Genomic DNA, 11682 nt, shown 5'->3' with positions numbered 1-11682 from the left:
CGATGAGGGAGGTCCGCCCGCTGCGCGGCCGAGTCAGGGCCGTCATCCGGCCGGCCAGCGGTGGGCGAAGGTGTGCCGGAAGCGGTGCGGGTGGACGTCGGCGACGCCGGCCCGGGCGGCGCGGTTGTGCAGCACGTCGCGGGCGCCGTCGGGGGTCATCGGTACGCCCTGGCCGAGCAGCAGCCGCGCGGAGCGCGCGTAGGGGTGCAGCGCGCACCCGCAGGCAGCGGTCGAGGGCTGGGCGGTCTTGGCGCCGGACGGCCCGACCCGGGGGCGGGGGCCGTTGCCGGTGACGTGGGCCAGCTCCCGGTCCAGGTCGACGTCGGTCAGTGCGAGCCCGCACAGCTCCGGCACCCGCACCCCGGTGTCCAGCGGCAGCCGCAGCACCCCGCGGCGGCCCGCAGGTGCCGCCGGAAGGACGCGAGCAGGTCGTCCAGCCGCACGGCCACGGCGGGAGGCTTCCGGGGAAACCCCTCCGCGGGCGACCGGATCAGGCGTTCTCGCTGGTAGGGCGTCTGGCGCGACTCGGTTGGACCCGCATCGGCTCGCCCGGCATCTTCGGGGAGCGGAACCCGAAAGCGCTGTTCAGAGCCGCAAAAGGGCAGGTCGCGCATGAGCGTAGGTGGGTGGGTTATCGGGCGAGTTCTCGGACCGGGTTCAGCGCTCATCCGTGGGCGAGAGCTTGGGTCGCCTCGGTGGGAGCCTTCTCCCGGGCGGCGGCCTTCGCACGCCCTCGGCGAGGCGCGCCAGGGCCTGCGGTCGGCGCGCCGCGTGACCGCATCGCCCGCACCAGCGGCGCCCGGCTGGACAGCGGCGTCAACGGCCCGCGGAGAGTGGCGGGCACCACCGCGAGCAACGACGCCCAGACCCCCATGCCGCCGCCCCCTGGGTCGTCATGGTCAACGTCCCCGCCCGTCCCGCCTCCGTCGCCGCCGTCGTCGATCCACCGGTCGACCTTCCGCCGCAGCACGGCCACGAACACGACGTACACCACCAGGCAGACGACGGCGTCTCGCCGGACGCCCGCGTAGGCCCACACTGCCGGTTCCCCCGGTGGCGGCAACGCGACCAGCGCCGCGATCGCGATCAGCGCCAGTTCGAACACCACGTCCAGCAGCGCGCCGGCCCACACCCACTCCGCGACGTTCACCACCACCCGCGGTGGGGTCGCCCACAGGACGATCAGCGCCGCCAACAGGACCAGGCACAGCACGGCCCCGGTGAGCGAGTAGAAGAACGGGTCTGGGGACATGGTGAACTCCCCGCCGCCTCGAGCACGTCTGTGGGCGTCGGCCAGGGTGGGTCCCGCCTCCCGACTCGACAAGAGGCCACCGGACCGACCAGTGACCCAACGGCGGTCCTCGCCGTGGCCGTGACCGTGGGTCGCTGGGACGACCCACTTCGTCAGGCCGGAGCAATCACGGGCCGACTGCGGGCCGGGCGATGGGCGACCGCCGAGGGCCGAGCCCGTACCCCGTTGCTTCCCTAGGCTCAGCGAAGGCGAGCCCTCTATTGCGGCTGATGATCGTCCGGCCGGCTCGGCTACCCGGCCTCGTCACTGGTGCCGGACGCCTGGCGCCGCGCCCGTGCCGACCGCAGCGCGAGGCGGGTGAAGTAGGCCTTGCGGGCATGCCCGGCTCGGCGTGCCCGCTCGGCCGGGGACAGCACGCCGTCGGGGTCGACCTGGCGCTCGAAGCGATCCATCAGGGCGCGACGTGCCGGCGCGGTCCGCGCACTGGGGTCTGTGGTCTTGGCCCACGACTCGTGCGCGGCGAGCCGCGCGATCAGGGAGCGGTCGGCCGTCATGGAAGGAGGCTGCTGATCCTTCTCCAGTTCATCTCGCGGCGAGGCGCGTGTGCGTGAACCCGCCGGACAGCGTGTGAACAGAAGGACTCCTGTTCTTCTGCACCCAGCGACGTGGACCGCGAGCATCCGGTGGCGGGGGTCAGTGAGCCGCAGTCCTCCGGTCGTCGTCTGCACTGCGGGACGACTGGAGGTTGCAGGTCGACCGCAGGGTGTAGGCGTCGCCGCAGGGCTAGCGTCGACAGCGTGCACCGGCCCGGTTCTCACCACAGATGAGCGGACCCTCGCCCGAAGCTGCGGTTTCGCACATACGGGCGTCGGTTGTAGGCGTCGAGGACGGTCCTCAGCGCCGCGGCCAGTGCAGCGAGGTCGCGGTCGTAGACACGGCCGTCCTCCAGTTGGTGGGCCAACTCGTTGAGGAGCGGCGCCCAGTCCCGTCGCGTGGGCGAGGCCGGTACGCGGATTTCGACGCGGCGTTCGACCACTTCCACAGCTGACCGCCCGGAGGCTGCCGCACGGCCCTGCTCCCAGGCGCGACGTCGGCAACCGACCGAGCACCACTTCGGGATGGGTCCACGAGACCGTGACGTGATGACACCGCCACACCAGGCGCAGGACACAGCGGCTGCCCGCCGGGCACCGCCGTCAGCGGATGTGCGCGCCGGCACGTCGGTCTCTGCGGATTGGTTGGTGGTACCTCGTCGCACGGTCCGCTCCCGACGGTGTCTTTCGGCCTCTCGCCGGCGAGCTCGGTAGTCGACGCTCCTTCTAACTGCCATGCGCTCAGCGTCCGGTGCAACCTCCTGTAACCCGTCCGACGAGTTCCACGGCCGCTGGTGCAAGAGGTGTGATGGCTCGTGATCTTGAGAGCTCCAGTAGAGCCGAGAGGACGTGGCGGCCAGTCGGTCAGGCGGGCCCGGCCGGGCGGACGTTGGAAGCGGCCGCCCCAGTCGTCGAGACCCGCGGCTTGTGCTGTGACTCGGGGTTGCCCGTGGTCCTTGCCGGGTCGCTGGGCCTTCGGCACGCGTACCAGCGCCGGCCGTCAGTTCTCCGACCTCGCCGACGGAGGGGCGGAACGATGGCCCCGCCGGACACCGACCGAGCCCCGCACACCCGGCGACCGGGGGCGGCGCCGTCCACCGGTGACCGGGCCCGTTGAAGCCCCGGCCGGGTCAGCTGCTGGCCAGCGGATCGTGTGCGCGCCGATAGGCGTCGGTGACCTCGGCGGGCGGCCGACCCCGCTCGCCGACGTCCCAGCCGTTCGTCCGGGCCCAGGAGCTGGCGCCGGTGTTCAGGGCGGCAGTGCGCGCCATCTCCGTCGCACGGCGGGCGTTGAAGACGTCGGGATTCTCGGCAGCGCCCCGGGCGTGGGGCTGGTGCCGCTGGCCGGCGGGACGCCAGCGGGTGTCGTCCCAGCGGGCCAGCCGCCTCCTCGCGGCGCCCAGCCCGCGACGCCGGCTCGTTGCAGGCGCCGGCGGAGATCGTCGGAGCGTTCGGTCCAGCCGTGTCCGGCGGCCTCGACCGGTGCGCCTGGGATCTGCGTCGTCAGCGTCAGGGCGCCGGAACCGCGGATGGCGAGAGCAGCAACAGCTCGCCGCCGTCGGCAGCCACCGCGCGCTGCAGAGCGCGAAGATCATCCAGCCCGGCTGCGTCGGCGGCGTGTACGTCACCGAGGTCGAGAATTACCACGGAGTGACCGCTACGGCGCAGGCACTCCACGGTGCCGCGTACGAGGTCAGCGCCCTGCGCCGTGAGATCGCCGCTCACCCGCACCGACCCGCCGTGCCAGTCGACGATCTCGGTCATGGCGGTGCCCCGGGCATCACGGCCTGCGCCGACGCTGTCCACCACATCAGCCTGACAGTGGCCGGGTGCGCGGCCGAGTTCCCGGTCGGACTCGTCACGAGACTGCAGGGTCTGGTACTGCCGAGGAGGAGGGGGCGAGCGCAGTTGCGTCCGAGGAGGCGCACGGCTCCGGTACGGGGTGACCACCCAGCCTGAGTGTCGGGCACCTGCGACTCAATGAGCCCGGGACATGACAGTCCGATGACTACTCCGGCGAGGCCCGGACCGGCGAAGCGGCCCGGGTACAGAGGGCAGGGAGCGCCGCGGGAACGGGGTTGAGTGCGAGGAGTGAGGCCGACATGGAGGTCGCCACCTTCGGCACGGCTGTCCTGACCGGCTCGGCGGGTGGCGCACTTGGCTGGGTCCTGATCCGCGACGACCGGTCCCGCCCCCTCTGGCTCGCCATCGGAATCGGCGTGGTGGCAGCCGTGATCGGCCCCGGCCACGCCCCCACCGCCGGCGTGGCCGGCCGCGCCAGAGTGGTGACGCGGCGGAGCATGCGCAGTCGGAGCCGGCGAGTGTTATGACGTGGCCTGTGGTCGTCCTGCTCGTAGCCGCGGCCGGACTGTCGACGGCCGGTGCTGTCGCGACTCGCCAGACGCTCGATGAGGCGCCGGACGAGACACGGGCGAGGCGGGCGATCGTCGAGCTCGGGCTACTGGCAGCTGCGACAGGCCTGGCGGCGGTCGCAGGGGCGCTGCTCGGGGCAGGCGGCACGGGCCGGGAGCAGTTCGCGGCGTTCGCCGGTGCAGCGGCTGTTGTCGCGTTGCCGCTGCCGGCCGTCGGGATGGTGCGGAGAGTGCGCCGGACCGGCCGGCACGGCGCCAGCAGCTGACCGAGCCGTCTCTCGGCGGTGCCGCCCGCCCCTGGAGCCCCGCCCGGGGGGAGGGGCAGCCGAGGGAGTCGATGAGGTCGCGGCATGTCTGGCGGTTGGGGGCTGGTGTTCCCGGGCAGCGGTGCGGTCGAGGACGCGCAGACGGGGTCGCCGGCCCCGGTCGGGGACGTCGCCTTCTACGCCGGAGACGCCGTCTTCCCCCTCGGCGCCCGCGCCTTCGTCGGCGACTCGCCGGCCCGGCGGGTCCTGACGTCACTGGCCGGCTTCGGCGGACTCGTCCTCGTCACCCTGGCCATCATCTGCCTGCTGTCCGTCGTCTCGGCGGTGTCACCCGGCGGGCGCTCCCCACCCAGATCCAGGCCCGGCGAAGTCGATCGCCGTCCACTGGGACAGCGTGCGGCGGGGGGCGATGCGCAGGCCGACGACCGCGGTGCCGTACACGAGCAGCGCCTTCGCCACGACGCCGACCCGTTCGTCGGCCTGCCCACCCAGCCACGTCGGCATGGCTTCTCCTCGGAGGATCGGGGGCCCGGACGCTGCCCTGGCACCCCGCATGTCAGTTCCGTGACAGACGACGTCACGGCCGTTTTCGGGCCGGCCGCAGGGGCAGCCCGCCTGTGCACCGGGCCCGACCGGGAGGGGCACGACGTGTCGAGCAAGCCCGCAGCCACACCGCCGCACGGTTCCTCGGGCGCGCGTGTCGGCATCGCAGCGGCCGCGACACGGGGACCTCGGATGAGGAGCCGCACCCGCTGGCGGTGTACAGCCAGTCGCCGCCGGTGAGCCGTGAAGCGGCTCGGCTGCCCCCGAGACAGAGGAGTACCGACATGGCATGCAGGAGTTCCGTCTCAGCGCGCTTGGGCGCGGCCGCCGCGGCCGTGGCGCTCACCCTGACCGTCACCGGTTGCGGCGACGAGACGCCCGACGTCGATGACAGCGGAGCGGTCGGCCCGGACGAGGCCGTCGAGGAGGACATCAAGCTCCTCCAGGTGCAGCTCGAGTACCCGCTTGACGGCGTCTACGACGAGGGTGAGGACGCGAGGCTGTTCGTCGGCATCGCGAATGACGGCGGCACGGAGGACGACCTGCTCGACGTCCGGGGTCCGGACTTCACCGATGCGGCGATCACCGTGGACGGCGAACCCGCTCCCATCCGCGTACCGCCGAACGACAATGTGTACGTCGGCGCGGAGGGCGCACCGTCGATCGTCCTGGAGGACCTGCAGACCTCGCTGCGGTCCTCGGAGTCCATCCCGGTGACGTTCGTGTTCGAGGAGGCAGGGGAGGTCACCCTCCAGGCCGTGGTGGCCGCGGAGGGGCAGACGCCGAGCGCCCCCGTCGACCTGGAGGATCCTGCCGAGGACCCGACGCCGTGACGCAGCTCGCCGCCTCCGGCGGGTCACCCGCGCGTGCGCGGCCCCTGGGCCGCTGCGTCCATGCGCCGCACCCATCCGCTCTCGGCGGCGGTCTGACCGCCGCCGACCTGATGATCGCCGGTCCGAAGGTCCTGCCGGCCGGCGCCTCCGTCGGCGACGTCCGGGAACTGTTCGACGACGACCACGTCGTGATGGTCGTGCTGGGGGAGCGCGGTCTCCTGCTCGGCACGCTGCTGCGCGAGGACCTACCCGATGCGGCGCCTTCCTCGGCCCCGGCCCTGCGGTGGTCGGTCGTGACCGGTCGGACCGTGTCGCCGGCGGCTCCCGAGGCCGTCGCCGCGAGGACCCCGGAGTTCCTCTGCGGTGTCCCGTGGGCCTCGGGGTCAGTGTGATCGGACGACGATGAGGACGTCCCCGTCCTGCACCGTCCCGACCTGGGGATCGTCGAACCGCAGCCGAGCGCCGTTGCGCACGACCGACAGGACGATGTCCGGCAGCTGCCGGGGGTCCTGCCCCACCTCGCCGGCACGCGCCGGACGTTCGTGGAGGTCCAGGCCCACGCCGTGCTCCAGCAGGTCCTCCATCACGCCCACCACGCGGGGGTTGTCCGGAGCCAGACCGAGGAGCCGGCCCGAGGTCGCCGACGTCGTGAGCACCGTGTCCGCCCCGGACTGACGGAGGAGCGAGGCGTTGGCCTCCTCGCGGACACTCGTCGCGATCCGCCCGTCGGGGTGGAGCCGGCGGGCGGTGAGCGTGATCAGCACGGCGGCGTCGTCCCGGTCCACGGCCACCACGACGGCGCGTGCCCGGTGCACGGATGCGCGCCTGAGCACATCGCTGCGGCTGGCGTCCCCGATGATGCCGGTGTACCCCGCAGCGTTGGCCTCCTCGATCGCCCGGGGATCGGGATCGACGACCACGACCCGTTCTGGCGGCGTACCCGTCTGTCGCAGGGCGCGGACCGCGTTGCGGCCCTTGGTGCCGTACCCGCAGACGACGACGTGCCGCCGCACGCGCGTGGTGAACCGCCGGACGCGGAGCTCCTCGCGTGAGCGGGCGGTCAGCGCCTCGAGCGTCGTCCCGATGAGCACGATGAGGAACAGGACCCGCAGCGGCGTGATCACCAGGGCGTTGAACAGACGCGCGCCGTCGGTCACCGGGGTGATGTCTCCGTACCCGGTCGTGGAGAGCGTCACCGTCGCGTAGTAGGAGGCGTCCAGCAGCGACACCTCGCCGTCGATGGCATCGCGGTAGGACTGCCTGTCGGCGTACACGAGGATCACGGTCAGCACGAGCACCAGCCCGGCGATCGCCAGGCGTCGGGCGACCTGCCGGATGGGGGAGGTCTCCTCGTGTCCCAGCCGGACGCCCGTGTGCTCCACCGCGGAGGGCCGCACAGCCCTCACCCGCCGCACTCGACGTCCTCTGTCGGCGGCGGGGGTGTGGCCGTCACGGCGACACCCCAGGCGGTCCCCATGACGCGACAGGTGCGCGTTCCGGTCACGGGGCCTCCGACGGTCGAGAACGGACCGCCGACCAGACTTCCCGGCACACCTGGACCGACCGTAGCCTCCCGGTCCTCCGCTGTCAGCCGGTGGAGAGGGCGCTGCGCTCCTGCGCCGTCCGGGCTGTCCGCGTTCTCGGACGGCCGGCAGTCGGGTCGTTGACGAGTTCGTGACAACTCGTGGCCGTGGTGACGCCGGCACCGGTGTCGGGTGTCTCATCCCCTCATGAGGGAGGGCCCCGACGCACGTGCCGGCCTGGGGCATGGCGGTGGGCGGTCAGGCCCGGCCGGTCGGTTCCCGTGGGTCTTCCTCAGCCGCGGCTGCGGCCTCGTGTTCGGGCCGGCGGTGGTGGCGTGTGCGCTGGTCGGCGCCCTGACCACGCCGCCGTACCTGACCCTGATCATCGCGCCGGCCTGTGGGTTCTCGGTCGGTAACGCGGTGCTGGTCCTCCTCGAGGGGTTCCCGGGGGGCGCGTGGGTGCGCCGAGGCGCGCTGCTCTCCGGCGCCTGGACCGGCCTGCTGGTCCTGACGCTCCCCGGTGCGGACGCGCTCGGTGTCGACGGATCCGGGCTCGTGCTCGTCCTCGTGGTGCTCGGTGCGGTCACGGCGGTCACGTGGATCGGGGAGGCCCGCGCTTCGTGCGCCGAGGGGGGCGGCCCGGGCACGGACGAGCAACTGCGGCAGCTCCTCGGCGTGTTGCCTACGGCGGTGCTGTTCCGCGAGTGGCGAGAAACCGGCGAGCAACTCCAGTCCGGTGCGGACCTGGACCGCCGGGCCGAGGCCGTCGAGGTCCGGAACCTCCTGCTGGAGGAGTTCTCCCGCCGTGACCCGGTGGGAGTCGGCCGGTGGCTGAGCGAGGGGGACGAGGAGTTGCCCGAGCAGTACCTGCGGGATGACCGGCGGGCGTCCCCGTGAGCGCCGGTCAGGGCGAGCCGTGGGCTGACGGCGGATTCGGGTGTGGACCTCCGACTGGCGTCCGATCCCGAGGACCGGAGACCTCGGCGTGTGGAGGGAGGGCTCGGTGCGGTCCCCGCTGGCGCTGCTGGCCGGTCGGCTGCTGCGGAGGCGCCTGTTCGTGCGGGCGCCCATCGTTCTCTACCGGCTGTGCCTGGGGCGGGTGCTCGGACGCCGGCTCCTGATGGTGGAGCACACCGGTCGGACGTCAGGACGCCGGCTGCGCGTGGTCCTCGAGTGCCTGCTGCGGCCGGCGTCCGGCCAGGTGGTGGTCGCGTCCGGCTTCGGTCGACAGGCGCAGTGGTACCGGAACCTGGAGGTAAACCCGGCCGTGCAGGTCAGCTCGGGCGGCCTGCGCCGCCGGCCGGCACGGGCCGAGCTGCTGAACGAGGAGCAGTCGGACGCGCTCCTGCGGCAGTACGCGCGGAAGCACCCTGCCGCCCTGCGGCGCCTGGTCGACGCCATCGCCGCCGCCCGGCCCGGCCAGGACGTCGACATCCGGCTCGTCCGGCTCCACCTGACACCGGGCGCCGGATGAGCGACCCCAGGGGGCGGTGCCGCTCTCCCTCGATCAGCCTGACGTCCTCGGACGGCCCGGTCTCGGCCGAGCCTGCCGAACGACGCGGGCGGCGACGGCTGGGCGCAGCAGGGCCTGCGGCGGGTCGACGAGCCCGGTCACCCGGAGGGAAGGCGCGTCCGACGTCCGGGTCGTGGGCGGCGGCGGCCTGGACCCCGGCAACGTACCGGCTGATCATCCGCATCCGGGCGGTGCGCCGGCCGGGGATCTGGGGAAACGCCAGATCGGCGCCGGTGGCGAGATCCCAGGCGACGTCGACGATCGCGCCGACGTCCCGGGAGAACGGTCGCCCCCGGGGCCGGGGATCGCGCAGGAGGTGACGGCGGAGAGCGAGGGCCTGCAGGGCGGCCACGGTCATCCCCTGGCCGTAGATGGGGTTGAAGGTCGCGACCGCGTCCCCCATGACCAGCAGTCCCTCGGGGAAGGTGGGCAACCGCTCGTACCGGCGCCGCACGCTCGCGGGGTAGCGGAAGGCCACCGGCTCGTCGAGGCGTTCGGCGCCGCGGACGGCCCGGTGGATGTCGGGGAACGGCAGGCTGGCAGCGAAGTCGGTGAAGCCGGAGGGGTCGGTCGGGCGGGCGGTCGCCGGCAAGCCCGAACAGGGTGAGGATGAACCGGCCGTCCTCCATGGCGGACAGCGCCCCGCCACGAGGACGACCGGGGGTCGGGGCCGTGAGGATGGCAACGGTGCCGCCCAGCGCCTCGGGGGTGAGCCGGTAGGTGCAGCTGGCGTAGCCCACCCCCACCCTGGTCTCGTCCACCGGCGGTACGGCGCAGCCCAGATCGTGGAGCCACGCGGGGGTCCGTGAGCCCCGGCCGGTGGTGTCCACGACGAGGTCGGCGGCCAGCGTCTCCTCGGAGCCGCCGTCCTGCTGCCGGATGACCCGGGCGCCGTGGACCCGGCGCTCGTCCGGGGTGGCGGCGAGGCCCTCCACGACGCACCGGTCGAGGACGGTGACCGCGGGCAGGCGGCGGACGCGGCTGCGGAGGCAGGCCTCCAGGGCAGGTCGGCTGGCGCCCAGCACGGTCAGCCCGGACGGCCCCGGCCGGAACCGGTGGCCGCCGAAGTGCAGGAGCGTGTTGCCGAGCATGTCGCCGGCCGGGACCCCACGGCCCGTCAACTCGTCGACCACACCGGGACACAGCTCCTCGAGTGCCTGCACCCCGCGTGCCAGCAGCCCGTGGACGTGCCGGCCCCGCGGCACGCCGCGGCGGTGTGCCGGACCCTCGGGCAGTTCGTCCCGTTCGACGACCACGACCTCGGGGTAGACGTCGGCGAGCACGCGGGCGGCCAGCAGGCCGGCCATGCTGCCGCCCAGTACCACGGCCCGGTCCCCTCGGGGTCTCGTCATCGGAACCGCCTCGCGGGCCGAGGTCCGCCGGCGCGGGGACTCGGTTCTCCCCCCGGTGGCGGGCCGCAGGCAGTCGCCATCAGTCGTCGACGGGCTCCATGCGGACGACCCGCCAGAGCCCGGTGCGGAACAGCAGGGTCTCGACGTGACGGTTGGCGCCCCGCAGGACGACCGCGCCGCCCCGGGCCCGGCAGGTGCGGTGCGCCGACAGGAGGCTGGCCACGGCCGAGGCGGACAGGTCGTGCACCGCCGTCACGTCGACGACGAGCAGCCGGGCCCCGGCGAGCAGGGCGTCGTGCAGCAGCCAGCGGACGTTGGCCAGGCCGTCGGTGAGCAGCGCGTCGTCGAGGCGGACCGTCACCACGTCGTCCCTCGATGACCGGTGCGGTCTCCTGGTCGCGATGGCGTGGGTCATCGGGGCTCCCTCGTGCCGTGGCTCGTCGTGCGGTCACCAGCAGGCTGGTCCAGTGACGTTGCGGTCCGGCCGCTCACCGCCTTGCGATCCCATGACGTCTCGCTGTCGGACAGCTCAGGAGGACGTCCAGGGATGAGGTTGTGCGGCAGGTGGCCGCGGAGGCCGCAGCCGAGGCGCTGGACCTGGCCGAGGCGCGCTGCCGGCTCGCTCTGGCCCGAGCCGAACCCGCTGCGGCGACCATCGTGACGGCAGCCATCCAGGCGGCGGGTGCGGGAGGGCACGAGGCGTCCAGCCCGGTACTGCGGCGGATGCTCAACGAGGCGGGAACCGATCGACGGTCCCCTGAGCGTCACGGATTCCACGACGCATCTCGGTGTCCCCGGCCCCATCCCGGCCCTGGGCAGGCCAGTCAGAGGCCCACGCGTCGCTGACCGCTTCCAGGCGGCAGGGCGCCCCGTCGTAGGCGCGTACCGGCAGTCGGTGAGGCACGCCGGCGGTGTGAGTCAGCAGCCGGAGGATGGCCGGCGGTGCCACCTGACATCCGTGTGGCGGCGCCGGCGTCACAGGCAGGTCGGACCGGTCGACTCCGGGCGGATGATCGGCTCCTGCGGCGGCGTCGAGGAGGCCACCGGGGGCCGGTCGGCGTCGACGGTGCGGCCGAACTCCTGGCTGGCCCAGACCGACCCGTCGTCCGCGCAGTGGACGCCCACGCCGATGCGATCCCAACCCGGGTTCAGCACGTTGACGCGGTGGTCGTCGGAGCGCATCCATCCCGCGTGGATGGTGCCAGCCGGCACCGGTCCGGAGGAGGCGAAGATGTTCTCGCCGAGCGCGCGGAACCCGGACAGTTCTTCGCGCTGGAGCACCTCGCCGATGTCCTGGTGCTCCAGGTGACCCCTCGACGCCATCTCCTCGCTCCACTTCCGGGCCACTCCGGCCAGGGCGTCGCTCCACGCCAGCGGCTGCAGGCCGCGTTCCTCACGTTCGGCGTTGACCCGGTCGAAGATCTCGCGGGCCATG

The 11682-nt window shown here is 73.5% G+C and carries 16 protein-coding genes; 6 read left to right on the top strand and 10 right to left on the bottom strand.

The genetic code is table 11. The features are described from left to right. Nucleotides 1–42: 42 nt before the first annotated feature. The 5 genes from ACI784_RS20865 to ACI784_RS20845 form a co-directional block, all read right to left on the bottom strand. Nucleotides 43–387: a tyrosine-type recombinase/integrase gene (locus tag ACI784_RS20865; RefSeq protein ID WP_457014768.1), complete on the bottom strand. Its 345-nt coding sequence runs from the start codon at nucleotides 385–387 to the stop codon at nucleotides 43–45. A 277-nt stretch (nucleotides 388–664) separates the two neighbouring features. Next, nucleotides 665–1252 carry a hypothetical protein gene (locus tag ACI784_RS20860; RefSeq protein WP_457014767.1) on the bottom strand — a complete coding sequence of 196 codons (588 nt, stop codon included), beginning with the start codon at nucleotides 1250–1252 and terminating at the stop codon, nucleotides 665–667. A gap of 290 nt (nucleotides 1253–1542) precedes the next feature. Next, on the bottom strand, nucleotides 1543–1806 hold the full coding sequence (locus tag ACI784_RS20855) for a hypothetical protein (RefSeq protein WP_457014766.1): 264 nt from the start codon (nucleotides 1804–1806) through the stop codon (nucleotides 1543–1545). Between the two features lie 1169 nt (nucleotides 1807–2975). After that, nucleotides 2976–3116, bottom strand: coding sequence for an Lsr2 family DNA-binding protein (locus ACI784_RS20850; protein WP_457014765.1), 141 nt, complete (start codon nucleotides 3114–3116; stop codon nucleotides 2976–2978). A 238-nt stretch (nucleotides 3117–3354) separates the two neighbouring features. After that, nucleotides 3355–3651 carry an STAS domain-containing protein gene (locus tag ACI784_RS20845; RefSeq protein WP_457014764.1) on the bottom strand — a complete coding sequence of 99 codons (297 nt, stop codon included), beginning with the start codon at nucleotides 3649–3651 and terminating at the stop codon, nucleotides 3355–3357. Nucleotides 3652–3947: 296 nt separating this feature from the next. Between ACI784_RS20845 and ACI784_RS20840 the strand changes: the two genes are divergently transcribed. Together ACI784_RS20840 and ACI784_RS20835 are read left to right on the top strand one after the other, a co-directional pair. Then, nucleotides 3948–4175 carry a hypothetical protein gene (locus ACI784_RS20840; RefSeq protein WP_457014763.1) on the top strand — a complete coding sequence of 76 codons (228 nt, stop codon included), beginning with the start codon at nucleotides 3948–3950 and terminating at the stop codon, nucleotides 4173–4175. A gap of 8 nt (nucleotides 4176–4183) precedes the next feature. Next, entirely contained in the window at nucleotides 4184–4483 is a 300-nt protein-coding gene (locus tag ACI784_RS20835) for a hypothetical protein (RefSeq protein WP_457014762.1), read from the top strand. Between the two features lie 327 nt (nucleotides 4484–4810). Here ACI784_RS20835 and ACI784_RS20830 read toward each other — a convergent pair whose 3' ends face one another. Further along, a complete protein-coding gene (locus tag ACI784_RS20830; RefSeq protein ID WP_457014761.1) occupies nucleotides 4811–4987 on the bottom strand; it encodes a hypothetical protein in 177 nt (58 codons plus the stop codon). Nucleotides 4988–5241: 254 nt separating this feature from the next. Between ACI784_RS20830 and ACI784_RS20825 the strand changes: the two genes are divergently transcribed. Both ACI784_RS20825 and ACI784_RS20820 read left to right on the top strand, forming a co-directional pair. Further along, a complete protein-coding gene (locus ACI784_RS20825; protein WP_457014760.1) occupies nucleotides 5242–5859 on the top strand; it encodes a hypothetical protein in 618 nt (205 codons plus the stop codon). Further along, complete coding sequence (locus ACI784_RS20820) at nucleotides 5856–6251, top strand: hypothetical protein (protein ID WP_457014759.1); 396 nt, start codon at nucleotides 5856–5858, stop codon at nucleotides 6249–6251. Before ACI784_RS20825 ends, ACI784_RS20820 begins: the two co-directional genes overlap by 4 nt. Here the strand turns inward: ACI784_RS20820 and ACI784_RS20815 are convergent. Continuing rightward, nucleotides 6243–7265 carry a potassium channel family protein gene (locus tag ACI784_RS20815; RefSeq protein ID WP_457014758.1) on the bottom strand — a complete coding sequence of 341 codons (1023 nt, stop codon included), beginning with the start codon at nucleotides 7263–7265 and terminating at the stop codon, nucleotides 6243–6245. The two genes, ACI784_RS20820 and ACI784_RS20815, sit on opposite strands and share 9 nt — an antisense overlap. A gap of 324 nt (nucleotides 7266–7589) precedes the next feature. Here ACI784_RS20815 and ACI784_RS20810 point away from each other — a divergent pair, with 324 nt between their 5' ends. Both ACI784_RS20810 and ACI784_RS20805 read left to right on the top strand, forming a co-directional pair. After that, nucleotides 7590–8279 carry a hypothetical protein gene (locus ACI784_RS20810; protein ID WP_457014757.1) on the top strand — a complete coding sequence of 230 codons (690 nt, stop codon included), beginning with the start codon at nucleotides 7590–7592 and terminating at the stop codon, nucleotides 8277–8279. Nucleotides 8280–8385: 106 nt separating this feature from the next. Further along, nucleotides 8386–8856, top strand: coding sequence for a nitroreductase family deazaflavin-dependent oxidoreductase (locus tag ACI784_RS20805; protein ID WP_457014756.1), 471 nt, complete (start codon nucleotides 8386–8388; stop codon nucleotides 8854–8856). A gap of 137 nt (nucleotides 8857–8993) precedes the next feature. On the opposite strand, the gene ACI784_RS20800 is transcribed toward ACI784_RS20805, so the two are convergent. The 3 genes from ACI784_RS20800 to ACI784_RS20790 all read right to left on the bottom strand — a co-directional run bounded on the left by ACI784_RS20800 (nucleotide 8994) and on the right by ACI784_RS20790 (nucleotide 11681). After that, a complete protein-coding gene (locus ACI784_RS20800) occupies nucleotides 8994–10202 on the bottom strand; it encodes an FAD-dependent oxidoreductase (protein ID WP_457014755.1) in 1209 nt (402 codons plus the stop codon). A gap of 124 nt (nucleotides 10203–10326) precedes the next feature. Then, entirely contained in the window at nucleotides 10327–10662 is a 336-nt protein-coding gene (locus tag ACI784_RS20795) for an STAS domain-containing protein (protein ID WP_457014754.1), read from the bottom strand. A 560-nt stretch (nucleotides 10663–11222) separates the two neighbouring features. After that, nucleotides 11223–11681, bottom strand: coding sequence for a CAP domain-containing protein (locus ACI784_RS20790; protein ID WP_457014753.1), 459 nt, complete (start codon nucleotides 11679–11681; stop codon nucleotides 11223–11225). Nucleotide 11682: the final 1 nt, after the last annotated feature.

The sequence above is a fragment of the Geodermatophilus sp. SYSU D01186 genome (assembly GCF_054050215.1).
The sequence above is the reverse complement of the archived record's forward strand: the minus strand, read 5'-3'. Positions and strand labels throughout refer to the sequence as shown.

Bases quoted from the DNA above. Each gene is read 5' to 3' on its own strand.
- ACI784_RS20860 (WP_457014767.1), bottom strand. From the start codon at position 1,252: ATGTCCCCAGACCCGTTCTTCTACTCGCTCACCGGGGCCGTGCTGTGC.
- ACI784_RS20855 (WP_457014766.1), bottom strand. From the start codon at position 1,806: ATGACGGCCGACCGCTCCCTGATCGCGCGGCTCGCCGCGCACGAGTCG.
- ACI784_RS20850 (WP_457014765.1), bottom strand. From the start codon at position 3,116: ATGGCGCGCACTGCCGCCCTGAACACCGGCGCCAGCTCCTGGGCCCGG.
- ACI784_RS20840 (WP_457014763.1), top strand. From the start codon at position 3,948: ATGGAGGTCGCCACCTTCGGCACGGCTGTCCTGACCGGCTCGGCGGGT.
- ACI784_RS20830 (WP_457014761.1), bottom strand. From the start codon at position 4,987: ATGCCGACGTGGCTGGGTGGGCAGGCCGACGAACGGGTCGGCGTCGTG.
- ACI784_RS20810 (WP_457014757.1), top strand. From the start codon at position 7,590: ATGAGGGAGGGCCCCGACGCACGTGCCGGCCTGGGGCATGGCGGTGGG.
- ACI784_RS20800 (WP_457014755.1), bottom strand. From the start codon at position 10,202: ATGGCCGGCCTGCTGGCCGCCCGCGTGCTCGCCGACGTCTACCCCGAG.
- ACI784_RS20795 (WP_457014754.1), bottom strand. From the start codon at position 10,662: ATGACCCACGCCATCGCGACCAGGAGACCGCACCGGTCATCGAGGGAC.
- ACI784_RS20790 (WP_457014753.1), bottom strand. From the start codon at position 11,681: ATGGCCCGCGAGATCTTCGACCGGGTCAACGCCGAACGTGAGGAACGC.